The sequence below is a fragment of the Pseudoxanthomonas sp. J35 genome, assembly GCF_000513995.1.
In the GTDB taxonomy this organism is placed as follows: domain Bacteria; phylum Pseudomonadota; class Gammaproteobacteria; order Xanthomonadales; family Xanthomonadaceae; genus Pseudoxanthomonas.
In genome coordinates this window covers 151,128-174,109 of the sequence record NZ_AZVB01000003.1, presented here as the reverse complement: position 1 = coordinate 174,109, position 22,982 = coordinate 151,128, and the positions used below count along the sequence as shown (strand labels likewise).

The following is a 22,982-nucleotide window of genomic DNA, read 5'->3' as shown; positions in this document are numbered from 1 at the left end:
ACGGGACGTGGCCCGCATGTTGTACGTGCCATCGCCCGGCGCGCCGATAACCTATTGGTACTAGCAGCCCCGCAGGCGGACGTCCTGGGCGATGTACCCACGTAGACTTGGGGCGATGCAGGGAACCCATCGCCGCCGCCGTGTCCTGTCCGTACTCGCGCTCACCCTCGGCGGGGTCGCGGCGATGGCGTGGCCCGCCCACCACTGGGGCTGGCAGCGTGCGATGCGCCAGGAAACCGCGCAACTCCAGCGCCAACTCGAGCTGCACACCCAGGCCCTGCAGCAGCTGATCGACCGCTTCCGCACCCTGCCCGAAGTGCTGGCCCTGGACCCGCAGCTGCGTGCCGCGGTAGTGGCGCCGCCCACCCCCGGGCTGCAGGCGGAACTCAACCGCAGGCTGGAGGAAGCCAACAGCGTCACCCGCGCCTCGACCCTGACCCTCATCGACCGCCGCGGCATCGCCATCGCCGCCAGCAACTGGCGCGAACCGACGAGCAACGTGGGCGAGAACTACGCCTTCCGGCCGTACGTGCAGCAGGCCCTACGCCACGGTCGGGGCCAGTTCTATGGCATCGGCCTGACGACCGGCGAGCCCGGCTACTTCCTGTCCCAGGCCATCGCCGGCCCGGACGGCGACATCGCGGGCGTGGTCGTCATCAAGATCGAGCTGGACGCGCTGGAACAGGAGTGGCTGCAGGGCCAGGACGTGGTCCTGGCCAGCGACGAGCACGGGGTCGTGTTCCTGGCCAGCCAGCCGCGCCTGCGCTACCGCACCCTGGCCCCGCTGGGCGCGGCGGACCTGCGCGAACTTGCGGCCACGAAACAGTACGGCCACCAGGAACTGAAGCCGTTGCATTTCCGTGGCGACCCACCCAGGTCCGGGGCCGCCGTGCGCCTGCGCCTGGATGATCCGGAGCTGCCGGGCCCGGTGTTGTGGCAGGCCACCGAACTGCCCGACGAGGGATGGCAGCTGCACCTGCTGCATGACACGGCGGCGATCGAGGCTGCCGCCCGCGGAGCCGCGCTGGCAGCCGGCGGTGGCTGGCTGGCCTTGTCGTTCCTGCTGCTGTTCGTGCAGCAGAGGCGGCGACTGGCGGCGCTGCGCGAGCGCAGCCGGCGCGAACTCGAAGCGGTGCTGCAGCAGCATGCCCGGGAGCTGCGCACCGCCCAGGACGGCATCGTCCAGGCCGCGCAACAGGCCGAGACCGGCCTGGCGCGCAGCCTCCAGCACCTTCCGCAAGGCGTGGTGATCATCGATGCGGACCTGCGTATCGTCGCCTGGAACTCCCGCTACATCGAACTGTTCCGCTTCCCGCCCGACCTGGTCCAGGTCGGCCGCCCTATCGAGGACGTCTTCCGCTTCAACGCCCGCCGCGGTCTGCTCGGTCCCGGGCCGGTCGAGGAGGCGATCCGGCGCCGCCTGGACCACCTGCGCAGCGGCAGGCCGCACCTGCGCGAAAGCGAGAAGGAAGACGGCACGGTGCTGGAGATCCGCGGCAATCCCCTGCCCGACGGCGGCTTCGTCACCAGCTACGCCGACATCACCAGCTACAAGGCGACCGCCCGCGAGCTGCGCTCGCTGGCCGATGCGCTGGAGAAACGCATCGCCGAACGCACGGCCGACCTGGAGCAGGCGCGCCAGGAAGCGGAGCGGGCGAACCGGCACAAGACCCGCTTCGTCGCCGCGGCGGTGCACGACCTGCTGCAACCGCTCAACGCCGCGCGCATGTTCCTGTCCGCATTGCGCGGACGCGTGCAGGATCCGCAGGCCCTGCAGGCCGCCGACCGCGCAGACAACGCACTGGCGGCGCAGGACGCGATCCTCAACAGCCTGCTGGATATCTCCCGGCTGGAGTCCGGCGCCTACCAGGTGGACGTTCGCGACTTCGAACTGGGGCCGCTGCTGCAGGCGCTGGCGCAGGAGTTCGGCATCCTCGCCGCCTCGCGGGGCCTGCGACTGGAGTCGATACCGACCCGCGCGGTGGTGCGCACCGACGAAGCGCTGCTGCGCCGGATCCTGCAGAACCTGCTGTCGAACGCGGTGCGCTACACCGCCCGCGGCCGCATCCTGGTCGGCTGTCGCCGCGCCGGCGACCGGCTCCGCATCGAAGTGCTGGACACCGGGCCGGGCATCGCTCCGAATCGCCAGCAGGAAATCTTCGAGGAATTCCGGCGGCTGGACGATGGCGGCAGCGCCGAGCCCGGCGCAGGCCTGGGCCTGGCGATCGTCGAGCGGATCGCACGCCTGCTCGACCACCCCATCGGCCTGCGCTCACGGGTCGGGCGCGGCAGTGCGTTCAGCATCGAGGTCCCGCGCGGGGATCCGGCCCTCGTCCGCGCGTCGGCCGAACTGCCGGTGCCCGCCCCTGACGACTCGCTGCTGCACGGCTGCACGGTCTGGTGCGTGGACGACGATGCCCGCGTGTGCGAAGCCTCGCGTGCGCTGCTGGAACGCTGGGGTTGCCAGGTGCCGTTGGCCGCAGGCGCGCAGGGCGCGCTGGACCTGGCCGCGTCCGGCGTCGAGGCGCCACAGCTCATGCTGCTGGACGTGCAGCTCGGAGAGTGGCGGGGGCCGCAGCTGTTCGACGAACTCGCCGCCCATTGGCCGCGCCCCCCACAGGTGGTGCTGGTCACTGCCGATCGCGACGAGGCCGTCCGCGCCCTGGCCGAAGAACGCGGCTGGGGCTACCTGTCCAAGCCGGTGCGTCCGCCGGCATTGCGCGGATTGATGACCCAGCTCCTGCTGCGCGGCTCGGCCGCCCGCCACTGAGCCGGTTCAGGCCTCGCCTTCGTGCTCCAGCGCCTTGACCATGACCGCCGCCTGGGTGCGGCTGTGGCAGTCGAGCTTCTTCAGGATCGCGGTCACGTGCACCTTGACGGTGTTCTCCGCCAGGCCAAGCTCGTGCGCGATCTGCTTGTTGAGCAGGCCATCGGCCAGGCACATCAGCACGCGGATCTGCTGCGGAGTCAGCTGCGCCAGGCGTGCGGCGAGCGCGGCATCGGCCTCCGAGCGCTCGGCGGTCATCGGCGGGAACCAGGTGCCCCCGTCCAGCACCGCCGCCACCGCCGCACCGATGGCTTCGGCCGGCGAGGACTTGGGAATGAAGCCGGCCGCACCGAACTGCTGGGCACGGCGCACGGTGCGCGGATGGTCGTTGGAGGAGATCACCACGACCGGCACCTCCGGGCATTCGCCACGCAGCCACACCAGCGAGGAGAAGCCACGCGCACCTGGCATCGCCAGGTCCAGCAGGACCAGTTCGATCTCCGGATGCGCGGCCATGGCCGGCGCGAGCCCGGAAGCGGATGCGGCCTCGACCATGCACGCGCCCGGCAGGGATTCGTGCAGGGCGTGCAACACGGCGGCGCGGAACAGCGGATGGTCGTCGGCTACCAGGATGGTCGGGGCCATGGGCCGAAGTTTGGCACGGGTCACCTGCTCCCGTGCCGACCTAGTACGAAAGCATCAGGCGGTGTGCCCGGATGGGCCGCTGCGCGACCAGCGCCGGCCTAACTCTGCTTCGCGCCGGCGTCGTCCATGCGTGGCGGCCGGCGCCCGAGCAGGCCCTCGTCGATCCGGTCCATGCGGATGCGGTTGGCGAACAGCGAGAAGGCGAGCATCCCGGCCAGGCCGCTGGCCCGTTCCAACCATGGCGGCAGCCAGCGCGGCGGCGACAGCGTGCCGTCGGCGAACAGCGGTTCGAAGCGGACCACGTCGGCCAGGGTCATCTTGCCGGCGAACAGCCAGCGGCACAGGCGCAGGCGGTCGCGCTGCAGCGCGCGGCGGAAGAACGTGTGCACGCCGATCAGGCCGCGCAGGTAGACGGTGTCCTTGGTGAAGGCGCAGCCTCCGGTGAGCGGCACGCCGCGGAACACGCGTTGCGCCGAGGCGAAGCTTTCCGCCTCGTTCTGTCCGGCGGCGAGGAAGTAGCGGAACACCTGCAGGAAGTCGGCACCTTCAAGCGCGAGTGCGATGGCCTCGATGCGCAGGCTGATCCGCTTCATCCGCTCGATGTCGATGCTGCCGGTGATCTGCTCGGCGAATGTCGCCAGGCCTTCCTGGGTGGCGGTGACCCGTGGCGAAGCCAGCGCCAGGCTCGGCAGCCGGCCCTGGGTGCGGCCGTTGAGCGCGGTCAGCGAATGCACCAGCGCCTCGTGGTGGAACAGCTGGCGGCGGTCGTAGTCGCTGAAGGCGGCGCCGGCGCGCAGGCGGATGCGGGTCGCGCCGGCGGCGGCCTTGGCGATGAGCTCCGGATCCAGCTCCACGGTGATCACGCGGCTGCCGAAGAACTCGTCGAGGTCGCCCTGCAGCTGCAGCGCCAGCGCCGTGGCCGAGACCGGCACCTGTTCCTCCGGCGCGAGCAGTTCGTGGTCCAGTTCGCCGGCGATCTGGATGAAGTGGCCGGCGGCCTCGCGGGTGGTCGGGCCTTCGCCCGGCAGCGCCTGGTCGGGGCGGCCGAACAGCGCCATCGATTCGGTGCAGGCCTGCGGCGTGCCCAGCGATTCGAGCAGGCGCGCGGCGCTTTCCCAGCTGGCGGCCGATTCGCGCAGGTACTGGCCCAGCGGTTCGTCCGGATCGGCGGCCACGGCGATCGCCTGCAGCTCGGCGCGCTCGTCGGCGAAATCCAGCCGGGGATAGACCACATCCGGCAGCCGTGCATTGCCCTGGCGCCAGGCGTCGAGGAAGCCGGCCTGCACCGCCGCCGGCCAGCTGGCCAGGCCGAGCAGGCGGATCCCGCGCACCGCGCGGACCAGGCGGGCGTCCAGCTCGGCATGGCGGGCGATGACGTCGGGACGTGGCATGCGGCGTCCGGCGGGGGCGATGCGGCGAGTTTAGACCGGGTGCCGCCGCCAGGCGGCAACGCCGGCCGGCCGCGACTCAGCGGCGCGGGTATTTCTGGTCAAGGCGCTTGCGCAGGGCCTTGTTCTGCACGCGCGCGTCGGCCTTCTGCGCCAGCCGCGTGGCCAGACGGTCGGCGGCGCCGGCGACCTCGTCGCGCAGCTTCAGGTAATTGGCCACGCGCGCCGCATCGAGGGTGCCGGCCGCGATCGCCGCGCGGATCGCGCAGCCGGGCTCGGCGCGGTGCGCACAGTCGCTGAAGCGGCACTGCGCGGCCAGTGCCTCGATGTCGGCGAAACCGCCGTCGGCCAGTTCTTCCTCGCCGGTGGGCTTGAGCTCGCGCATGCCCGGCGTGTCGATCAGGCAGGCGCCGGAAGGCAGCGCGATCAGCGCGCGATGCGTGGTGGTGTGGCGGCCGCGCGAGTCGTGCTCGCGCACCGCGCCGGTCTTCATCCGCTCCTCGCCGAGCAGGGTGTTGGTGACGGTCGACTTGCCGGCGCCGGAGGAACCGACCAGCACCGCGGTGCGGCCCGGGCCCAGCCACGGCGACAGCGCCTCGGCGGTGAACGGGTCGCGCGCATTGAGCGCCAGCACCGGCACGCCCTGGGCGCGCACGTCGGCCAGCGCGGCCAGCGCGGCGTCCACGTCCGCGCCCTCGCGGTCGGCCTTGGTCAGCACCACCACCGGCTGCACGCCGCCGCCGCCCACGAGCAGCAGGTAGCGTTCGATGCGGCGCGGGTTGAAATCCGCGTCCAGGCCGCAGACCACGAAGGCGGTATCGACGTTGGCCGCGATCACCTGCTGCTGGTAGTGCTCGCCGGCGGCGGCACGCTTGATCGCGGTCAGCCGCGGCAGCAGGGCAAGGATGCGGCGTCCATCCTGCAGCACCCAGTCGCCGACCGCGGCGCGCTCGTGCAGCGGCACGCCGTCGGCGGTGAACACCGGGCGGCGCTGCCATTCCGGCGGCGATTCGGCGCGGAAGCCGCCCTGCGGACCGTCGGCGAGCACGTAGCCGGTGCGGTGCTGTTCGATCACCCGCGCCGGGCGCGCGCCGGGATGGGCCCCGGCCAGGGCCTGCCAGGCCGGATCCTCGGCGGCGCCGGCCCAGGGCCAGCCGATCTGGCGCAGGGAGGCGAAGTCGGGGGCGGCATGATCCATGGGCGGCATTGTAGAGCGCTGCCCGCCCCGCCTGCCGGGACGCTTGTCGCCGGACCGCCACGGACCGGCCCGCCACCACGGAGACGGCACGAGCGCGGACCCCGTCACGGGTCCCGGCCCTGCCGGCGCGCCGGAAACGTTTCCCGCCGACCGTCCAGGCTAGCCCGCCCCGGTACGGTTCCAGCCGAAACCGTACCGGCGCCGAACGTCGCGCAAAACATCGGGAATCCGGGCACTTGCGCGCGCTTTTTCCGATACCATCGCGATTCCCTGTCCGTGCCGCCCCGCCGTCATGCCTGCCACCGAGAAAACGCTCCGCGTCCGCGAGCGCCTGTCAGAAGTCCGCTACGAGATCCGCGGAGAACTGAACCGGCGAGCCCACGCGCTCGAGGCGGAAGGGCGCACCCTGATCAAGCTCAACATCGGCAACCCGGGCGCATTCGGGTTCCGCGCGCCGGCGCACCTGCAGCGCGCGATCGTCGACGACATCGACCATACCGATCCCTACACCCACCAGCTCGGCCTGCCGGCCGCGCGCGAGGCGCTGGCCGCGGCCTACCGCCGGCGCGGCGCGCCGCACGTGGACACCGACCGGGTGTTCGTCGGCAACGGCGTGTCCGAGCTGATCGACATGACCCTGCGCGCCCTGCTCAACCCGGGCGACGAGGTGCTGGTGCCCTCGCCGGACTACCCGCTGTGGTCGGCCGCGACCATCCTCAACGACGGTCGCCCGGTGTACTACCACTGCGCCCCGGAGAACGGCTTCATGCCCGATCCGGTGCAGGTCGAGACGCTGGTGTCCTCGCGCACCCGCGCGATCGTGCTGATCAACCCGAACAACCCGACCGGCGCGGTCTACCCGAAGGAACTGCTCGAACGCCTGGTGGCGATCGCGCAGCGCCACGACCTGCTGCTGCTCGTCGACGAGATCTACGACCAGGTGCTGTACGACGGCGCGCAGTTCGTGCCGCTGGCGCCGATCGCCGGCGACCACCCGTGCATCACCTTCTCCGGCCTGAGCAAGGTGCACCGCGCCTGCGGCTGGCGCGTGGGCTGGGCGATCCTCACCGGCTCGGCGGCGCGCACGGCCGATTACCGCAACGCGCTGGACCTGCTGTCGGGCCTGCGCCTGTGCGCCAACGTCGCCGGCCAGTACGCGATCGAGGCGGCGGTCAACGGTCCGGACACGATCAGCGGGCTGTGCGCGCCGGGCGGGCGCCTGTACGAAACCCGCCGTGCAGTGGTGGAAGCGTGCGCCGCCAGCGAACACCTGCGCCTGGTCGAACCGAAGGGCGCGCTCTACGCGTTCCCCGGCGTGGTCGGCCCGGCCGCGCGCGGCTTCGACGACCACGCCTTCGCCCTGGAGCTGCTGGAAACCGAGGACGTGCTGATCGTGCCCGGCTCCAGCTTCAACGTGCCCTACCGCGACCACTTCCGCGTCACCCTGCTGCCCGAGGCCGGGCTGATGCGCGAGGTGTTCGCGCGCATCGACCGCGCGCTCGGCCGCCGCGCCGAGGCGGCGACCAAGGTGGTGCCGCTGAAAGCACGCTCGCGCAACGCGGCGGCCTGAATGACGGCAGCCGCCGAGGTCCCGACCGACGCTCCCCTGCCCGCGTTCCTGGCGCTGGGCGATTCCTACACGATCGGCGAGGGCGTCGCGCCCGAAGGCCGCTGGCCGGTGCAGCTGGCCGCGGCGCTGCGCGCCGAGGGCTTCGCCATCGGCGAGCCGCGGATCATCGCCACGACCGGCTGGACCACCGATGAGCTGGACGCCGGCATCGACGCCGCGCACGCGCAGGCGCCGGTCGCCGGCGATCACGCGCTGGTAAGCCTGCTGGCCGGGGTGAACAACCAGTACCGCGGCCGCCCGCTGGACGAATTCCGCAGCCAGTTCGCCGCGCTGCTGCGGCGCGCGGCCGGTTTCGCCGGCGGCGACCCGCGGCGGGTGCTGGTGCTGGCGATCCCGGACTGGGGCGTCACTCCGTTCGCGTTCGCGCAGCAGCGCGATGCGGCGCTGGTCGCCGCGCAGATCGACGGCTTCAACGCGCTATGCCGGGAGGAGGCCGCGCGCGCCGGTGCGCGCTGGATCGACATCGCCCCGGTGAGCCGCGAGCGCGGCGGCGAAGTGGAGATGCTCGCCGACGACGGCCTGCATCCGTCCGCGGCGATGTACGCGCTGTGGGCGGCGCTGGCCCTGCCCGCCGCGCGCGAGGTGCTGCGCTGATGGCTGCACCCGCCGCCGACGCCACGCCGCGGCCGTTGCCGCGCAGGCACGCCCGGTACATCGCCGAGGCGTTCCTGCCCGGTACCCTGCTCGGCAGCCGCTACCACTACTACTACGCCAAGGCGAAGCTCGGCAGCGACCCGCTGTATCCGGGCGTGTGCGCCGCGCTGCGCGGCACCACCGCGCCGCTGCTCGACCTGGGCTGCGGGCTGGGCCTGCTGGCCCATGCGCTGCACGCCGACGGCAACCGCCTGCGCTATTTCGGCGTCGACAACGACGCGGGCAAGATCGCCGCCGCCCGCCGCGCCGCCGCGCGCAGCGGACTGGCCGATGCCGGCTTCGAGACCCTGGACCTGTCGCGCCAGCTGCCGCCGCACCGCGGCAGCGTTGCCATGCTCGACGTGCTGCAGTTCTTCGATCCCGAGCGGCAGCTGGCCGTGGTGGACGCGATGGCCGGCATGCTGGAGCCGGGCGCGAAGCTGGTGATCCGCACCGGCCTGGACGACGGCAGCCGGCGCGCACGCATCACCCGCACCACCGACCACCTGGCGCGCCTGCTGGGCTGGATGAACGCCGCCCCGCGCCACTATCCGGACGCCGACGCGCTGCGCGCGCGCTTCGAGGCGGCCGGCCTGCGCAGCAGCTTCGCGCCGCTGTCCGGCAACACGCCGTTCAACAACTGGCTGATCGTGGCCACGCGCGACTAGCGGTGCATTCCGACGGCGATATCGGACTTTCCTGATGGCGGAGGCGCGGGGCGCGCGGGAGACTGGCGTCCTCTATCCATGCTGCAGGGAAGCGCCCCGATGCGAGACCTCGTCCTCAACCTCGCCGTCATCGCCCAGCTGTCCGGCCTGCTGGTGATGGCCAGCCTCGACCCGCTGCGCATCGTGCTGGGCCTGTGGCTGTTCATCGGCGGCGCCGTGCTCTACCGCCATCGCCAGCGGCAGCGGCGCGAGCAGAAGCGCCAGCGCCTGCTGGCGGCGTCGCAGGCACCACCCGGGCAGCCGTAAGGCAGCGGCGCTGTCGCTGGGGAGCGGACCCGGTCGACCATTCCGCTTGCGCAGCGGATCAGGCGCACCGACGTTGCGGCGGATCAGCGCAGGCCAGCTCCGATGCCGCAGTGGCTCAGGGCGCGGCCAGCTCCGCCGCGGCGACGACGTGCCGGCCGGGCACGGGCTCGACCGCCGCCTCCACCAGCGCTGCGGCGATCCGCGCTGCCGGGCTGATCCGCCAGGCGCGCGGCAGCAGCGGACCTGCCACGCGCAGCACCGCCAGCGCGGCGCGTTCGCCGCGGCGCGTCTCCTGGCGGTTGCCGCCGATCAGGCCAGGGCGGACGCAGGTGAACGACTCGAAGCCCAGCGCCGCCAGGCCGCGCTCGACCGCCCCCTTGACCCGGTTGTAGAACAACATCGAGCCCGGATCGGCGCCGGTCGCCGAGTTCAGCGCGTAAGCCTTCGCACCATGGCGCCGCGCCAGTTCACCCACGCGCAGCGGATAGTCGTGGTCGACGCGCTGAAAGGCCTCGCGCGATCTGGCCTGGGCCATGGTCGTGCCCAGCGTGCAGACCACCGCATCGACGTCCCACCAGGGCGCGTCCGCGTCGAGCGCGTCGTAGTCCACCTGCGGCTGTAGCAGTTCCGGATGCGCCGGCAGCGGCCGCCGCACCGGCGCGACCACCTGGCCGACGCGCGGGTCGGCCAGCAGCAGGTCGAGCACGTGGCGGCCGACCAGGCCGGTGGCGCCGGCGAGCAGGATCCGTCGCGGCGCCATCGGCGGGGGCTCGCGCAGGCCATCGATCCCGGGCACGGTGTTCATTGCGGCGGTTCCACCGTGGCGTAACCGCGCTCGGCCAGCAGGCACAGCGCGCCCTCGACGATTTCCACGCTGCGGCCGTGGGCGGCGCCCTCGTGCAGCAGCACGATCGCGCCCGGCCGCAGGTCGCGGCCGATCCGCTGCAGGACCCGCACCGGATCGCCATCGACCGCGTCGTAGCCGCGCGCGGTCCAGGCCAGCCGGGCCAGGCCGTGTTCGCGCAGGGGCGCGGCCAGGAACGGGTTGCTGTGTCCGGCCACCGACCGGAACCAGCGCGGCGCCACGCCCGCCAGCTCGGCCAGCGCCCGCTGCGCCTGGCCGACCTCGGCGGCCATCGCCCGCGGCCCCAGCGCCCAGAATCGGGCCGACGGATGGGTGTGGGTGTGGTTGCCGATGGCATGGCCGCGGCGGAGGATCTCGGCCACCAGCGCCGGCCGCGCCCGCGCGCGCTCGCCGACCAGGAAGAAGGTCGCACGCGCGGCGTGCCGGTCCAGCGCATCCAGGATCGCCGCGGTGTCGTCGGAGGGGCCGTCGTCGATGGTCAGCCACACCAACCGCTCGGCGGCCGGCAGCCGCGACAGCACCGGCAGGTACAGCGCCGAACGCGGCAGGAACACCGGCAGCAGGAAGGCCAGGTGCGACAGGGCCAGCGCCGGCAGGCCCCAGGCCCAGCCCAGCCGCCACCACAGCAGCGCCACCGCCAGCTGCGACAGCAGCAGCCAGGCCCACCAGGCACCCGGGCGGCGCGGAATGCGATGCAGCGTTGCCGAGGCGCTCATCGGCGCATCATGCCACGGGGGTAGAATGGCCGGCCCGGGCCCGCCCGGTTCCCTTTCCGTTTGCGAGTTCCCCCATGTCCCTCGATCCCGCCCTGCGTTCGCGCATCGAATCGCTGCTCCAGGCCAACCGCGTCGTGCTGTTCATGAAGGGCCAGCCGGGCATGCCGCAGTGCGGCTTCTCGGCCAAGGCCAGCGGCGTGCTGGAGGACCTGGGCGTGGAGTACGCCCACGTCAACGTGCTGGCCGACCCGGAGATCCGCGAGGGCATCAAGGTGTTCGGCAACTGGCCGACCATCCCCCAGCTGTACGTCGACGGCGAGCTGATCGGCGGCAGCGACATCATCGAGCAGATGGCCGCCAGCGGCGAGCTGTCGCAGCTGCTGGGCGTGCCCGAGCCGGACCGCACCCCGCCGCAGGTCACCGTCACCGCCGCGGCCGCCGAGAAGCTGCGCGGCGCCCTGGCCGACACCGGCAACGCCGCGCTGGCGCTGTCGATCGACGCGCGCTTCCAGCCGCGCTTCCAGATCGCCCCGCGCAACGACAACGCCATCGCCGTGGAGACCCAGGGCCTGCGCATCCAGTTCGATCCGGCCAGCGCGCGCCGCGCCAACGGCATCACCATCGACTGGGTCGACGATTTCCGCGGCCAGGGCCTGGCGATCGACAACCCGAATGCGCCCAAGCCGGTGCAGGCCATCACCCCGGCCGAGGCCGACCGCCAGGTGCGCAGCGGCGAGCTGGTGCTGGTCGACGTGCGGCCGCCGGAGGAGCGCGCCATCGCCTCCGTCGCGGTGCCCCACCGCACCTTCGACGGCAGCGGCCGCCTGGACCTGGAGTCGCTGCCGAAGGACACGCGCATCGCCTTCCTCTGCCACCGCGGCGGCCGCAGCGGCCAGGCGGCGGAAGAGTTCCGCCGCAAGGGCTTCAGCAACGTGCTGAACGTCGAAGGCGGCATCGACCGCTGGGCGCAGGAAGTCGACGGCAGCGTGCCGCGCTACTGAGCCGCGCCACCAGACGCAGCGACACCGGAGAGCGGGCTTGTCCCGCTCTTCGTTTATCCGGCGCCCGTGTTTGTGTAAAGCGGGGCTTGCCCCGCTGCCTTTCGCCGGCGTTGGGACATCCGGCGGGGGAGTCGGGCAAGCCCGACTCTACGAGTGCTCGCGTCTGCCTGCGGGAGCGGGCCTCGGGTGTAGCCCGGATAAGCGAAGCGCATCCGGGGAATGGCGCGCGACAACCGGCGGATCGTGATGCATCGGGTGTGTCTCGCGGACGCCTGTGGGGCGATCGCGGCACCGCTGTCGGCGCGGCTCGTGCGATGCCGCGCCCGAGCGTGGCCCCTCAGAACCCGCCACCTGCATCCAGCCACGCCTGCTCCTCCGCCGTGCTGGTCCGGCCCAGCGCGCGGTTGCGGTGCGGGAAGCGGCCGAAACGGGCGATCACCTCCTGGTGCTGGCGCGCGTAGTCGGCGTATTGCGGATCGCCCAGCGCCTCGAACAGGTCGACCGAGCGCTGCTGGTCGGCCGGATCCTCCGAGTGCTCGAACGGCAGGCAGAAGAACGCGCGCAGCGCCGGCTCGAAGGCCTGGTCGTGGCCGGCGGCCAGCGCGCGGTCGGCGTACAGCCGCGCCAGGCCGTCGGTGGCGAAGGCATGGCCGCTGCCGCGGAACACGTTGCGCGGGATCTGGTCGAGCAGGAGCAGCAGCGCCAGCGCGCCCTCGGCATGCTCCAGCCAGTCTTCCAGCTCGCGGCGCGCGGCGGCCAGGTGCGCCTGCAGGAAGCGGACCTCGCACTGCCGGTCGAACGTCTCGCCGCCGCGGAACCACGCCGCCACGCCCGCCTCGCGCCAGAACCGCACCACCTCCGCTGCCGTCGTCTGCATCGCCCTCTCCTCCCGACTCCGCGACAGCCTGCCACACCCAGCCGCTTCGCCGGGTAACGGCCGCCGGGGCCGGTGCGCGCGCCCGCGTCCGGCGCACGCTTTGTGCGCAAGATCCCACCATCGGCACATTGCGCGATCCACGCCTGCCCGCTAGCTTCGGTGGCCTTGCGTCCGTCCAGGGGAAACACCATGCGACACCTGCCGCTCGCCGCTGCGTGCCTGGCCTTCATCGGCCTGGCCACCTGCGGTGCCGCGACGGCTGCCTCCGCGGCCTCGCGCTTCACCGAAGACCCGTATCCGAGCACCTACCGGCCGCTGCCGTCCGAACCGGTGCTGCTGCGCAACGCCACCGTGCTCACCGGCACCGGCGAGCGCCTGGACGGCGCCGACGTGCTGATGCGCGACGGCCGCGTCGCCGCGGTCGGCACCGGCCTGCAGGCGCCGGCCGACGCGCGCGTGGTCGACGCCACCGGCAAGTGGATCACCCCGGGCATCATCGACGTGCACTCGCACCTGGGCGTGTACCCCAGCCCGGGCATGAAGGCGCACAGCGACGGCAACGAGATGACCGCGCCGGTCACCGCCAACGTCTGGGCCGAACATTCGGTGTGGCCGCAGGACCCGGGTTTCGCCGCGGCGCTGGCCGGCGGCATCACCACCCTGCAGATCCTGCCCGGCTCGGCCAACCTGGTCGGCGGCCGCGGCGTGACCCTGCGCAACGTGCCGGCCACCACCTACCAGGCAATGAAGTTCCCCGGCGCGCCGTGGGGCCTGAAGATGGCCTGCGGCGAGAACCCCAAGCGCGTCTACGGCGGCAAGGGCACCGCCCCGTCCACGCGCATGGGCAACGTCGCCGGCTACCGCGCCGCCTTCATCGACGCCAGCGAGTACCTGCGCAAGAACGGCGCCGGCAAGCCCAAGGACGCGCCGAAACGGCGCTGGTGGCAGTCCGGCTCCGGCGACGAGGACAGCTCCGGCGATGCCGGCGGCAAGCGCGACCTCAAGCTCGACACCCTCGCCGGCGCGATCAACGGCGACATCCTGGTGCACATCCACTGCTACCGCGCCGACGAGATCACCACGATGATCGACCTGGCCAAGGAGTTCGGCTTCACGATCTCCGCGTTCCACCACGGCGTGGAGGCGTACAAGGTCGCCGACCGGCTCGCCCAGGAAGGCATCTGCGGCGCGCTGTGGGCTGACTGGTGGGGCTTCAAGATGGAAGCCTTCGACGGCATCCAGGAGAACATCGCCCTGGTCGACCGCCCGGCCAACAGCTGCGCGATCGTGCACTCCGACTCGGAGGAAGGCATCCAGCGCCTCAACCAGGAAGCGGCCAAGGTGATCGCCAACGCGCGCCGCGCCGGCATTGAGATCCCGCCGGAGCGCGCGATCCGCTGGCTGACCTCCAACGCCGCCCGCGCCCTCGGCGTGGCCGACCGCACCGGCAGCCTGGAGCCGGGCAAGCTCGCCGACGTGGTGGTGTGGAACCGCAGCCCGTTCAGTTCCTACGCGCAGGCCGAACAGGTCTACATCGACGGCGCGCGTGTGTTCGACCGCAACGATCCATCGCGGCAGCCGCGTTCGGATTTCCTGCTCGGCCAGCCGGCCGCCGCCCCGGGAGGTGTGCTGTGAGCCGCCGCATCCGTTTCCGTCCGCTGGCGCGCCTGGCGCGCGCCTGCCTGGCCACCGGCCTGCTCGCCGCGCTGGCCGTGCCCGGCTTCGCCCAGGACCTGCTGGTGCGCAACGCCACCGTGCACACCGCCGGCGCGCAGGGCACGCTGGCCGGCGCAGACGTGCTGGTGCAGGGCGGGGTGATCCGCGCCGTCGGCACCGGCCTGGCCGCGCCGGCCGGGGTGCTTGTGGTCGAAGCCAACGGCCGTCCGCTAACCCCGGCGCTGTTCGGCGGCATCACCGACATCGGCCTGGAGGAGGTATCGGGCGAGGCGCCGACCGTCGACGGCGAGCTCAAGCTTTCCGAACAGCCGGTGCGTCCGGAGTTCGACGTCACCCTGGCCTACAACCCGGCCTCGGTGCTGGTGCCGGTGGCGCGCGTGGAGGGCATCGGCTTCACCCTGCTGGCCGCCGACAACGGGCACAGCTTCGTCGCCGGCCAGGGCGGGGTGATCCGCCTGGACGGCAGCGCCGATCCGGTCGGGCCGAAGGCGCTGTTCATCCGCCTGGGCGCCGGCGCCGCCGAGCTCAGCGGCAAGTCGCGCGCGGCGCAGTGGATGCTGCTGGACCAGCTGGTCGCCGAGGCGCGCGGCCGGGTGCCGGCCGATTCGCCGCACGCCCTGCTCACCCCGGCCGGGCGCGCGGTGCTGGCGCGCTTCCTCGCCGGCGAGGGCCGGATCGTGGCCAAGGTCGACCGCGCTGCCGACATCCGCCAGCTGCTGCGCTGGGCCGCGCGCGAGAAGGTGAAGATTGCCATCGCCGGCGGCGCAGAGGCCTGGCAGCTGGCGCCGCAACTGGCGGCGGCGCGGGTACCGGTGTTCGTCGACGTGCTGGCCAACCTGCCGGGCAACTTCGACCAGATCGGCGCGACGATGCGCAATGCGGCGATGCTGCAGGCCGCCGGCGTGGAGGTCGGCTTCACCCAGGCCGGCGACGCCTCGCACAACGCGCGCAAGGTGCGCCAGCTGGCCGGCAACGCCGTGGCCAACGGCCTGCCCTGGGAAGCCGGCCTGGCCGGCCTGACCCGGGTGCCGGCGCAGGCGTTCGGCGTCGACGATCGCTTCGGCACGATCGCCGTGGGCAAGAGCGCCGACCTGGTGCTGTGGAGCGGCGATCCGCTGGACGTGATCAACACCGCCGAGCAGGTGTGGCTGGGCGGACGGGCGATGCCAATGCGTTCGCGCCAGACCGAGCTGCGCGACCGCTACCTGCGCGGCAGTGGCGAGTCCGGCCTGCCGCCGGCTTACACGCGCTGAGCCTTGCCGCCTCCGGGCGCAGGCCGCAGGCTTGCGCCGGGACCCCAGTGGAGGAACGCGATGGACGGGATCAACCTGTGGGCGGTGCTGGCAGCGGCGGTCTCGGCCTTCGTGCTGGGCGGCGTCTGGTACGGCCCGCTGTTCCGCCTGGCCTGGTGCCGCGAGGCCGGGATCGACCCGGACAAGCCCGGCGGCCATCCGGCCAGGGTGTTCGGCGGCGCGTTCGTGGCCAGCCTGGTGGCCGCAGCCGTGTTCGCCTGGTTCCTCGGTCCGGCGCCGGAGCTGGCGCGGGCTGCGGGTACCGGCCTGGTGGTGGGCGCCGGCTGGGTGGCGAGCAGCTTCGCCATCAACTACCTGTTCGCCGGCCGCTCGCTGAAGATGTAGCTGATCGACGGCGGCTACCACAGCCTGCAGTTCGCCCTGTACGGACTGCTGCTGGGCCTGTGGCACTGAGCGGAGGAGGGTGATGGCCCAGGCCGACTGGTACTTCGATTTCGTCTCGCCGTTCTCCTACCTGCACTGGCGGAAGATGCGGCCGCTGGTGAACGCCGGCCGCGTGCGGCCGGTGCCGATCGTGTTCGGTGCGGTGCTGGCCGCGCTCGGGCAGCGCAGTCCAGCCGAGATCCCGAAGAAGCGCGACTTCATCTACCGCCAGGCGCTGTGGCAGGCGCGGCGCGAAGGCGTGCCAATGCGGTTCCCGCCGCAACACCCGTTCAATCCGCTGCCGGCGCTGCGCCTGTGCGTGGCCGCCGGCACCACGATGGCGGCGATCGACGCGCTGTTCGACGCGGTCTGGTGCGACGGCCGGATGCTGGACGCGGCCGAAGCCCTGGCCGGCATCGCCGCGTCGCTGGGCATCGACGACGCCGCGGCGGCCATCGCCGACCCGGCGGTGAAGGACCGGCTGCGCGCCAATACCGACCAGGCGCTGGCGGCCGGCGTGTTCGGCGTACCCACGCTGGCGGTGGACGGCGACCTGTTCCGGGGCAACGAGAGCCACGACCTGATGCTGGCCGTGCTCGACGATCCGGGCCTGCTCGAACGCGGTCCGCTGGCCGGCGTCGGCCTGATACCGGTAGGCATCGAGCGCCGCCGCTGACCGGCCCCGGGCGCTTGCCACGGGTCGCCTGATTTGCGATAGGGTTCACGTTCCAGAGCATGCCTTGGGAGGGGCTCATGCGCATTGGAATCGTGGTCGACTCGGCCTGCGACCTGCCGGCCGGGTATATCGAGCGCAACAACATCGTCCTGCTGCCGATCACGGTGCGCATCGGCGATGCGGTCCTTGCCGACCACCGCGACGAGGAAGCCACGCTGAGCTTCCTGCACGCGCACGTGGCCGAACGCGGCCACGAGGCCGAGACCATCCCGTATTCGGTCGAGCAGATCCGCGACCTGTTCCTGGGCAAGCTGGTGGTCGACTACGACCACGTGTTCTGCCTGACCCTCACCAAGACCCGCAGCCCGATCCACGAGCACGCGGTGCAGGCCAGCTTCGCCATCCTCAACGACTACAAGCCGATCCGGCAGTCGGCCGGGCACAACACGCCGTTCGCGCTGCGGGTGATCGACAGCCAGAACCTGTTCGCCGCGCAGGGCGTGGCCGTGGTCGAGGCGGTGCGCATGCGCGAGGCCGGCGAGAACGTGCAGAAGATCCGCGAGCGGCTGGAGGAACTGGCCCTGCACACCCACGGCTACATGGTGCCGCGGGACCTGTACTACCTGCGCAACCGCGCCCGCAACAAGGGCGACCGCAGCGTGAGCCTGTTCAGCGCCGCGCTGGGCACCGCCCTGGACATCAAGCCGGTCCTGCACTGCAACCGCGGCGAGACCGCGCCGGCGGGCAAGGTCAAGGGCTTCGAGCCGGCGGTGCAGAAGCTGTTCGACTTCACCGTCCAACGCATCCAGGCCGGCCTGCTGACGCCGACGCTGTGCATCAGCTATGGCGGCGAACTGTCCGAGCTGCGCGCCCTGCCCGGCTACGCGCGCCTGCTCGATACCTGCGAGGCCAGCAAGGTCGAGGTGTTCGAGAGCGTGATGAGCCTGACCGGCATGGTCAACGTCGGCAAGGGCGCGGTGGTGGTGGGCTTCGCCGCCCCGCCGCACAAGTTCGCCTGAGCATGCCCACGCCGGTTTCGCGGCGCATCTGGCAGGATGGAGCCAGGTCCCCACGGAACACGCCATGACCGTCCGCTACCAGATCCGCCTGCCCGATCCCGCACAGGCCCGGGGCAGCGAGCCTGCCCTGGCCTTCACCGCCAACGGCGCCGAGGCCTTCGCCGAGCAGCTGCAGGAGGCGCTGCGCACGCCGGCGCTGTTCGAGCGCTGGCGGGCGCTGCAGCCGGAACCGGACAAGGTCGACCCGGCGCTGGGCGTCACCGACCCCACCGCCACCGTCACCGGCGAACAGCGCGACCTGTCGATCAACCTGGTCGCGCGGACCTCAATCCCCGGCGACATCCTCCAGCACCGCCTGCGCCTGCTGGCGGGCAACCGCTGGGAAATGCGCAACGTCAGCAAGGGCTGACATGGCCGCGCAGGTACTGCTGGCCTGGAGCGGCGGCAAGGACGCGGCGTGGGCGCTGCACGTGCTGCACCAGCGCGCCGACTTCGAGGTGGTGGGCCTGCTGTCCACCGTCACCCGCGAGGACGGCCGTGCCTCGCTGCAGGGCGTGCGCCGGGAGGTGCTGCAGGCGCAGGCGCGCGCTGCCGGCCTGCCGCTGCTGGAAGTGTCGATCCCGGCCCGGTGCGACAACGCCACCTACGCTTCGGCGATGCACGCGGTGCTGGAGCAGGCGCAGGCCCGCTGGCCGGGGATCCGCCACGCCGCCTTCGGCGACCTGTTCCTCGAGGACATCCGCGCCTGGCGCGAACAGCGGCTGGCGGAGGCCGGCTGGGAACTGCTGGTGCCGCTGTTCGGCAGCGACACCGCGGCGCTGGCGCGGGAGATGCAGGCCGGCGGCCTGCGCGCCTGCCTGAGCTGCGTGGATACCGCGCAGCTGGACGCCGGCTTCGCCGGACGCGATTTCGACGCGGGGTTCCTCGATGCGCTGCCGCCGGGCGTGGATCCTTGCGGCGAGAACGGCGAGTTCCACACCTGCGCCTGGGCCGGACCGATGTTCGCCGCGCCCCTGGTGCTGGAGCGCGGCGACATGGTCCTGCGCAACGGCCGCTACGCCTTCACCGACTATCGCCTGGCCGGCCAGGCCGCCTAGGCACCGCCGTGGTTCAATGGCCGCAGCAGCCGTCGTGCTGGTGGGCGACGCCGGCGTGTTCGCGCGCCTCGCCGTGCAGCGCCGCGGCGTGGTGGGCGATGTGCTCGCCGATGAAGCTGGCGATGAAGTAGTAGCTGTGGTCGTAGCCGGGACGCATGCGCAGCTGCAGCGGATGGCCGGCGGTCACCGCCGCGGCCTGCAGCAGCTGCGGGCGCAGCTGGGTGTCGAGGAACTCGTCGTCGCCGCCCTGGTCGACCAGCAGCGGCAGCTTCTCCTGCGCGGTCTTCAGCAGTTCGCAGGCGTCCCAGGCCTTCCACGCCTCGCGGTCGTCGCCGAGATAGGCGCTGAACGCCTTCTCGCCCCACGGCACCTTCGACGGCGCCACGATCGGCGAGAACGCCGACACGCTGCGGTAGCGCCCGGGATTGCGCAGCGCCACCACCAGCGCGCCGTGCCCGCCCATCGAATGGCCGGCGATCGCGCGCACGTCGCTGGCGGCCGGGTCGGCCTCGACCCAGGCCGGCAGCTCCTCGACGATGTAGTCGTACATCCGGTAGTGCCTCGCCCACGGCTCGCGGGTGGCGTTGAGGTAGAAGCTGGCGCCCTTGCCCAGGTCGTAGCCGTCCGCGTCCGGCACGTCGTCGCCGCGCGGGCTGGTATCCGGGGCGACCAGGATGATGCCGTGCTCGGCCGCGTAACGCTGCGCGCCGGCTTTGGTGATGAAGTTCTGCTCGGTGCAGGTCAGGCCCGACAGCCAGTACAGCACCGGGCACGGGCCGTGCTCGGCCTGCGGCGGGTAGTACACGCCCACGGTCATGTCGCAGCCCAGCACCTGCGAGCGGTGCCGGTACACGTCCTGCCAGCCGCCGAAGCAGGCGCGGTGTTCAATACGTTCCATCGGAATTCGTCTCATGGATTCCCCTGCCAGCTCTCCGACCGGATAGCCCCCTTTGGTAAAAGGGGGCGCGGCGGCGGCCGCAGGGGATTCGGTTGCAAGGAAAGCGGGGAGGCACAGCCTGCTACTCAGGCTGTGCCGTACCGGATGACCGAGCGGATCGACTTGCCCTCGTGCATCAGCTCGAAGGCGGTGTTGATCTGCTCCAGCGGCATGGTGTGGGTAACGAACGGCGCCAGCTCGATCTTGCCGGCCATCGCGTCCTCGACCATGCCCGGCAGCTGCGAACGGCCTTTCACCCCGCCGAAGGCGGTGCCCATCCACTTGCGGCCGGTGACCAGCTGGAACGGACGGGTGCTGATCTCCTGGCCGGCGCCGGCCACGCCGATGATCACGCTCTGGCCCCAGCCGCGGTGCGCGCATTCCAGCGCCGCGCGCATGACGTTGACGTTGCCGATGCACTCGAAGGAATGGTCTACGCCCCAGCCGGTCATCTCGATGACCACCTGCTGGATCGGCTTGTCGTAGTCCTTGGGGTTGATGCAGTCGGTGGCGCCGAACCGGCGCGCCAGCTCGAACTTGGCCGGGTTGGTGTCGATGGCGATGATGCGCCCGGCCTTGGCCTGGCGCGCGCCCTGGATCACAGCCAGGCCGATGCCGCCCAGGCCGAAGACGGCCACGCTGTCGCCTTCCTGCACCTTGGCGGTGTTGTGGACCGCGCCGATGCCGGTGGTCACGCCACAGCCGAGCAGGCACACGTGCTCGTGGTTGGCCTGCGGGTTGACCTTGGCCAGCGAGACCTCGGCCACCACGGTGTACTCGGAGAAGGTGGAGCAGCCCATGTAGTGGTAGATCGGCTGGCCGTTGTAGGAAAAGCGGCTGGTGCCGTCAGGCATCACGCCCTTGCCCTGGGTGGCGCGCACGGCCACGCACAGGTTGGTCTTGCCGCTCTTGCAGAACAGGCACTGGCCGCATTCGGCGGTGTACAGCGGGATCACGTGGTCGCCCGGCTTCACGCTGGTCACGCCCTCGCCCACCTCGACCACGATGCCGGCGCCCTCGTGGCCCAGCACCACCGGGAACAGGCCTTCCGGGTCGTCGCCGCTGAGGGTGAAGGCGTCGGTGTGGCAGACGCCGGTGTGGGTGATCTTCACCAGCACCTCGCCGGCCCGGGGCGGGGCGACGTCGATCTCGACGATCTGCAGGGGCTGGCCGGGACCGAAGGCGACGGCGGCGCGGGATTTCATGGCATGGACTCCTGGGGGTGCGGATTGCGGATTGCGGAAGGCGGGCGGCGCACGCGCCGGCCGCTCATTTCAGGTACGAACGGACCAGCGCGGTCATCTCGGCGACGCGGGCCTGGCGCTGCGCGCTGGAGCTGGCCGGCTGGCCGAACTCCTCGCGGATGTGCGCCTCCATCACCCCCGACATCAGGCCGTTGACCGCGCCGCGGACGGCGGCGATCTGCTGCAGCACCGCGCCACAGTCGGCGCCGGCTTCCAGCGCGCGCTCCAGGGCCTCGAGCTGGCCGCGGATGCGGCGGACGCGGGTCAGGACACGCTTCTTCTCATGGGCGCTGTGCGGCACGCGGGGCTCCATCGTGGCTCGATCCGATACTGGGGTATGGTATCACACCCTCGCGCGCCCAACCCCTCGGGCGGTGGATCACCAGCCGGCCGATCTCCTGCACCCGGCTCCGGCCCGCCACGTTTCGCAACGCACAAACGAAAAGGGCCTCCGTGATGGAGGCCCTCGTACCGGGAAGCGGGGGGCTCAGCGCTGCTGGCCGCCCTGCTGGCCCTGGCGGTCGCGCTGGTTCTGTTCCTGCTGCTGGCGGCCCTGCTGGTCCTGCTGCTCCTGGTCGCGCTGCTGCTGTTGCTGCCCGCCCTGCTGGTTCTGCCGACCCTGGTCGTTATGCTGGTTCTGCTGGCGGTTCTGGTCCTGCTTCTGGTCGTCGCGATTCTGCTGGTTGCCCATTTCGACTTCCTCGATCGGCCAGGGCGGGATTGCACTGGCTGGGTATCACTGTGGGCCCGGCACCGTTAGCCGGGCTGCAGGTTGGCAGTGAACGCCTGTTTTACATCCCGGAACCGTCCGTCGCGCGATCGCGATCGATTGCAGCGAGGGCCGCAAACAAGACGTTTCCTTGATCCGCGCGCGCCCAGTATCGGTTGCGCATGGACGCATCGCGCCACGCCAGCGGGCAGGAACCCGCGCAAGCGGACGCCGGAACGATCCACCGCATCCCCGCCAGGGGACGCCCGCCTGCGGTGATCCGTCCAAGCCTGGCCGCGAGGCCGCCCACGAATACGGCCTCACGGCCGCAGGAGACGACATGTTCATCCACAACAAGAGCCTGATGTACACCGTGCGGGTCGCCCAGCCCGATCCGGACCTGGCCTCGCTGATGCTGGAGCAGTTCGGTGGCCCGCAGGGCGAGCTTGCCGCGGCGATGCGCTACTTCACCCAGGCCATCGGCGACGCCGACCCGGGGCGCAAGGACCTTCTCTACGACATCGCCACCGAGGAGCTCAGCCACCTGGAGATCATCGGCTCGATCATCGCCATGCTGAACCGTGGGCCGAAGGCGGTGCTTTCCGAAGGCATGGAGGAGGCGATGGAGATGCGCAACCTCACCCGGAACAGCACCAGCCACACCCAGCAGATCCTCTAAGGTGGCGGTCCGGCGCTGGTGAACTCCAGCGGCGTGCCGTGGACCGCGGCCTACGTCGACTCGATCGGCGAGCCGACCTCGGACCTGCGTTCGAACATCGCCGCCGAGGCGCGCGCGAAGATCGTCTACGAACGCCTGATCAACGTCACCGACGATCCCGGCATCAAGGACGCGCTCACTTTCCTGATGACCCGCGAGATCGCCCACCAGAAGTCGTTCGAGAAGGCGCTGTACGCGATCGAACCGAACTTCCCGCCGGGCAAGCTGCCGGGTGACCCGCGCTTCACCGACGTCTTTTTCGACATGTCGCAGGGTCCCGGCGACCAGGACGGTCCGTGGAATTCCAGCGAACTGTGGGAAAAGGTCTCCGACCGTGAACGCCAGGCGGCGGTGGACGGCGAGGGCGGCACCGCGACCGTGGGCCTGGACGGCGTGGAAGCCGAGGCCGACGAGGCGATGCGCCTGCGTACCCGCTCCAATCCGGAGCTGGACCGGGTGACCGGCGCGGACCTGGGCGCCGGTCCGGGCGCGGGCTCGACCACCGGCGCGCCCGGGGAGCGCTGAGTCTCTGCCG

At 71.9% G+C, this 22,982-nt stretch carries 23 protein-coding genes and 1 pseudogene; 14 read left to right on the top strand and 10 right to left on the bottom strand.

Annotated elements, in window-relative coordinates:
• Window positions 1-115: 115 nt before the first annotated feature.
• The gene (locus tag PSEJ35_RS0103860; protein ID WP_028916650.1) at window positions 116-2,770 is read left to right on the top strand and encodes a hybrid sensor histidine kinase/response regulator; all 2,655 of its coding nucleotides are present in this window, start codon (window positions 116-118) and stop codon (window positions 2,768-2,770) included.
• Window positions 2,771-2,776: 6 nt separating this feature from the next.
• Here PSEJ35_RS0103860 and PSEJ35_RS0103855 read toward each other — a convergent pair whose 3' ends face one another.
• The 3 genes from PSEJ35_RS0103855 to rsgA all read right to left on the bottom strand — a co-directional run bounded on the left by PSEJ35_RS0103855 (window position 2,777) and on the right by rsgA (window position 5,998).
• Window positions 2,777-3,412 carry a response regulator transcription factor gene (locus PSEJ35_RS0103855; RefSeq protein ID WP_028916649.1) on the bottom strand — a complete coding sequence of 212 codons (636 nt, stop codon included), beginning with the start codon at window positions 3,410-3,412 and terminating at the stop codon, window positions 2,777-2,779.
• Between the two features lie 98 nt (window positions 3,413-3,510).
• A complete protein-coding gene (locus tag PSEJ35_RS15300; protein WP_051412470.1) occupies window positions 3,511-4,803 on the bottom strand; it encodes a flavohemoglobin expression-modulating QEGLA motif protein in 1,293 nt (430 codons plus the stop codon).
• 76 nt (window positions 4,804-4,879) lie between these two features.
• The gene (gene rsgA / locus PSEJ35_RS0103845; RefSeq protein ID WP_028916648.1) at window positions 4,880-5,998 is read right to left on the bottom strand and encodes a ribosome small subunit-dependent GTPase A; all 1,119 of its coding nucleotides are present in this window, start codon (window positions 5,996-5,998) and stop codon (window positions 4,880-4,882) included.
• 292 nt (window positions 5,999-6,290) lie between these two features.
• Here rsgA and PSEJ35_RS0103840 point away from each other — a divergent pair, with 292 nt between their 5' ends.
• From PSEJ35_RS0103840 to PSEJ35_RS0103825, 4 genes are all read left to right on the top strand, one after another.
• The gene (locus tag PSEJ35_RS0103840; protein ID WP_028916647.1) at window positions 6,291-7,568 is read left to right on the top strand and encodes an aminotransferase class I/II-fold pyridoxal phosphate-dependent enzyme; all 1,278 of its coding nucleotides are present in this window, start codon (window positions 6,291-6,293) and stop codon (window positions 7,566-7,568) included.
• Window positions 7,569-8,222, top strand: a complete 654-nt coding sequence (locus tag PSEJ35_RS0103835; protein ID WP_028916646.1) for a GDSL-type esterase/lipase family protein — start codon at window positions 7,569-7,571, stop codon at window positions 8,220-8,222. It begins immediately after the preceding gene.
• A complete protein-coding gene (locus PSEJ35_RS0103830) occupies window positions 8,222-8,929 on the top strand; it encodes a methyltransferase domain-containing protein (RefSeq protein ID WP_051412469.1) in 708 nt (235 codons plus the stop codon). The genes PSEJ35_RS0103835 and PSEJ35_RS0103830 overlap by 1 nt, the downstream gene beginning before the upstream one ends.
• A gap of 99 nt (window positions 8,930-9,028) precedes the next feature.
• Window positions 9,029-9,235: a hypothetical protein gene (locus PSEJ35_RS0103825; RefSeq protein WP_028916644.1), complete on the top strand. Its 207-nt coding sequence runs from the start codon at window positions 9,029-9,031 to the stop codon at window positions 9,233-9,235.
• Window positions 9,236-9,350: 115 nt separating this feature from the next.
• Here the strand turns inward: PSEJ35_RS0103825 and PSEJ35_RS0103820 are convergent, their stop codons facing one another.
• On the bottom strand, window positions 9,351-10,040 hold the full coding sequence (locus PSEJ35_RS0103820) for an NAD-dependent epimerase/dehydratase family protein (protein WP_232207568.1): 690 nt from the start codon (window positions 10,038-10,040) through the stop codon (window positions 9,351-9,353).
• Complete coding sequence (locus PSEJ35_RS0103815) at window positions 10,037-10,816, bottom strand: polysaccharide deacetylase family protein (RefSeq protein WP_028916642.1); 780 nt, start codon at window positions 10,814-10,816, stop codon at window positions 10,037-10,039. Before PSEJ35_RS0103815 ends, PSEJ35_RS0103820 begins: the two co-directional genes overlap by 4 nt.
• A 74-nt stretch (window positions 10,817-10,890) precedes the next feature.
• On the opposite strand from PSEJ35_RS0103815, the gene grxD reads away from it, so the two are divergent.
• A complete protein-coding gene (gene grxD, locus PSEJ35_RS0103810) occupies window positions 10,891-11,817 on the top strand; it encodes a Grx4 family monothiol glutaredoxin (RefSeq protein ID WP_028916641.1) in 927 nt (308 codons plus the stop codon).
• A gap of 337 nt (window positions 11,818-12,154) precedes the next feature.
• Here the strand turns inward: grxD and PSEJ35_RS0103805 are convergent, their stop codons facing one another.
• Window positions 12,155-12,694 carry a DUF924 family protein gene (locus PSEJ35_RS0103805; RefSeq protein ID WP_028916640.1) on the bottom strand — a complete coding sequence of 180 codons (540 nt, stop codon included), beginning with the start codon at window positions 12,692-12,694 and terminating at the stop codon, window positions 12,155-12,157.
• 189 nt (window positions 12,695-12,883) lie between these two features.
• On the opposite strand from PSEJ35_RS0103805, the gene PSEJ35_RS0103800 reads away from it, so the two are divergent.
• From PSEJ35_RS0103800 to PSEJ35_RS0103770, 7 genes are all read left to right on the top strand, one after another.
• The gene (locus PSEJ35_RS0103800; protein WP_028916639.1) at window positions 12,884-14,329 is read left to right on the top strand and encodes an amidohydrolase; all 1,446 of its coding nucleotides are present in this window, start codon (window positions 12,884-12,886) and stop codon (window positions 14,327-14,329) included.
• 32 nt (window positions 14,330-14,361) lie between these two features.
• A complete protein-coding gene (locus tag PSEJ35_RS0103795; protein ID WP_232207575.1) occupies window positions 14,362-15,624 on the top strand; it encodes an amidohydrolase family protein in 1,263 nt (420 codons plus the stop codon).
• 60 nt (window positions 15,625-15,684) lie between these two features.
• Window positions 15,685-16,008, top strand: a complete 324-nt coding sequence (locus PSEJ35_RS15295) for a DUF1761 domain-containing protein (protein ID WP_084635415.1) — start codon at window positions 15,685-15,687, stop codon at window positions 16,006-16,008.
• 82 nt (window positions 16,009-16,090) lie between these two features.
• The gene (locus PSEJ35_RS0103785) at window positions 16,091-16,723 is read left to right on the top strand and encodes a DsbA family protein (protein WP_028916637.1); all 633 of its coding nucleotides are present in this window, start codon (window positions 16,091-16,093) and stop codon (window positions 16,721-16,723) included.
• Window positions 16,724-16,800: 77 nt separating this feature from the next.
• Complete coding sequence (locus PSEJ35_RS0103780; RefSeq protein WP_028916636.1) at window positions 16,801-17,742, top strand: DegV family protein; 942 nt, start codon at window positions 16,801-16,803, stop codon at window positions 17,740-17,742.
• A 64-nt stretch (window positions 17,743-17,806) separates the two neighbouring features.
• Window positions 17,807-18,151: a hypothetical protein gene (locus tag PSEJ35_RS0103775; protein WP_028916635.1), complete on the top strand. Its 345-nt coding sequence runs from the start codon at window positions 17,807-17,809 to the stop codon at window positions 18,149-18,151.
• Between the two features lies 1 nt (window position 18,152).
• Window positions 18,153-18,839, top strand: a complete 687-nt coding sequence (locus PSEJ35_RS0103770) for an ATP-binding domain-containing protein (RefSeq protein ID WP_028916634.1) — start codon at window positions 18,153-18,155, stop codon at window positions 18,837-18,839.
• A 13-nt stretch (window positions 18,840-18,852) separates the two neighbouring features.
• Here the strand turns inward: PSEJ35_RS0103770 and fghA are convergent, their stop codons facing one another.
• From fghA to PSEJ35_RS0103750, 4 genes are all read right to left on the bottom strand, one after another.
• On the bottom strand, window positions 18,853-19,737 hold the full coding sequence (gene fghA, locus PSEJ35_RS0103765; RefSeq protein WP_028916633.1) for an S-formylglutathione hydrolase: 885 nt from the start codon (window positions 19,735-19,737) through the stop codon (window positions 18,853-18,855).
• 125 nt (window positions 19,738-19,862) lie between these two features.
• Window positions 19,863-20,981, bottom strand: coding sequence for an S-(hydroxymethyl)glutathione dehydrogenase/class III alcohol dehydrogenase (locus PSEJ35_RS0103760; RefSeq protein ID WP_028916632.1), 1,119 nt, complete (start codon window positions 20,979-20,981; stop codon window positions 19,863-19,865).
• A 64-nt stretch (window positions 20,982-21,045) separates the two neighbouring features.
• Window positions 21,046-21,321: a formaldehyde-responsive transcriptional repressor FrmR gene (gene frmR / locus PSEJ35_RS0103755; protein WP_028916631.1), complete on the bottom strand. Its 276-nt coding sequence runs from the start codon at window positions 21,319-21,321 to the stop codon at window positions 21,046-21,048.
• Between the two features lie 186 nt (window positions 21,322-21,507).
• A complete protein-coding gene (locus PSEJ35_RS0103750) occupies window positions 21,508-21,711 on the bottom strand; it encodes a hypothetical protein (RefSeq protein WP_028916630.1) in 204 nt (67 codons plus the stop codon).
• A 358-nt stretch (window positions 21,712-22,069) separates the two neighbouring features.
• Here PSEJ35_RS0103750 and PSEJ35_RS15290 point away from each other — a divergent pair.
• Window positions 22,070-22,972: pseudogene (locus PSEJ35_RS15290) on the top strand (manganese catalase family protein).
• Window positions 22,973-22,982 lie beyond the last annotated feature (10 nt).

Bases quoted from the DNA above. Each gene is read 5' to 3' on its own strand.
- PSEJ35_RS0103860 (WP_028916650.1), top strand. From the start codon at position 116: ATGCAGGGAACCCATCGCCGCCGCCGTGTCCTGTCCGTACTCGCGCTC.
- PSEJ35_RS0103855 (WP_028916649.1), bottom strand. From the start codon at position 3,412: ATGGCCCCGACCATCCTGGTAGCCGACGACCATCCGCTGTTCCGCGCC.
- PSEJ35_RS15300 (WP_051412470.1), bottom strand. From the start codon at position 4,803: ATGCCACGTCCCGACGTCATCGCCCGCCATGCCGAGCTGGACGCCCGC.
- rsgA (WP_028916648.1), bottom strand. From the start codon at position 5,998: ATGGATCATGCCGCCCCCGACTTCGCCTCCCTGCGCCAGATCGGCTGG.
- PSEJ35_RS0103840 (WP_028916647.1), top strand. From the start codon at position 6,291: ATGCCTGCCACCGAGAAAACGCTCCGCGTCCGCGAGCGCCTGTCAGAA.
- PSEJ35_RS0103835 (WP_028916646.1), top strand. From the start codon at position 7,569: ATGACGGCAGCCGCCGAGGTCCCGACCGACGCTCCCCTGCCCGCGTTC.
- PSEJ35_RS0103830 (WP_051412469.1), top strand. From the start codon at position 8,222: ATGGCTGCACCCGCCGCCGACGCCACGCCGCGGCCGTTGCCGCGCAGG.
- PSEJ35_RS0103825 (WP_028916644.1), top strand. From the start codon at position 9,029: ATGCGAGACCTCGTCCTCAACCTCGCCGTCATCGCCCAGCTGTCCGGC.
- PSEJ35_RS0103820 (WP_232207568.1), bottom strand. From the start codon at position 10,040: ATGAACACCGTGCCCGGGATCGATGGCCTGCGCGAGCCCCCGCCGATG.
- PSEJ35_RS0103815 (WP_028916642.1), bottom strand. From the start codon at position 10,816: ATGAGCGCCTCGGCAACGCTGCATCGCATTCCGCGCCGCCCGGGTGCC.
- grxD (WP_028916641.1), top strand. From the start codon at position 10,891: ATGTCCCTCGATCCCGCCCTGCGTTCGCGCATCGAATCGCTGCTCCAG.
- PSEJ35_RS0103805 (WP_028916640.1), bottom strand. From the start codon at position 12,694: ATGCAGACGACGGCAGCGGAGGTGGTGCGGTTCTGGCGCGAGGCGGGC.
- PSEJ35_RS0103800 (WP_028916639.1), top strand. From the start codon at position 12,884: ATGCGACACCTGCCGCTCGCCGCTGCGTGCCTGGCCTTCATCGGCCTG.
- PSEJ35_RS15295 (WP_084635415.1), top strand. From the start codon at position 15,685: ATGGACGGGATCAACCTGTGGGCGGTGCTGGCAGCGGCGGTCTCGGCC.
- PSEJ35_RS0103785 (WP_028916637.1), top strand. From the start codon at position 16,091: ATGGCCCAGGCCGACTGGTACTTCGATTTCGTCTCGCCGTTCTCCTAC.
- PSEJ35_RS0103780 (WP_028916636.1), top strand. From the start codon at position 16,801: ATGCGCATTGGAATCGTGGTCGACTCGGCCTGCGACCTGCCGGCCGGG.
- PSEJ35_RS0103775 (WP_028916635.1), top strand. From the start codon at position 17,807: ATGACCGTCCGCTACCAGATCCGCCTGCCCGATCCCGCACAGGCCCGG.
- PSEJ35_RS0103770 (WP_028916634.1), top strand. From the start codon at position 18,153: ATGGCCGCGCAGGTACTGCTGGCCTGGAGCGGCGGCAAGGACGCGGCG.
- fghA (WP_028916633.1), bottom strand. From the start codon at position 19,737: ATGGAACGTATTGAACACCGCGCCTGCTTCGGCGGCTGGCAGGACGTG.
- PSEJ35_RS0103760 (WP_028916632.1), bottom strand. From the start codon at position 20,981: ATGAAATCCCGCGCCGCCGTCGCCTTCGGTCCCGGCCAGCCCCTGCAG.
- PSEJ35_RS0103750 (WP_028916630.1), bottom strand. From the start codon at position 21,711: ATGGGCAACCAGCAGAATCGCGACGACCAGAAGCAGGACCAGAACCGC.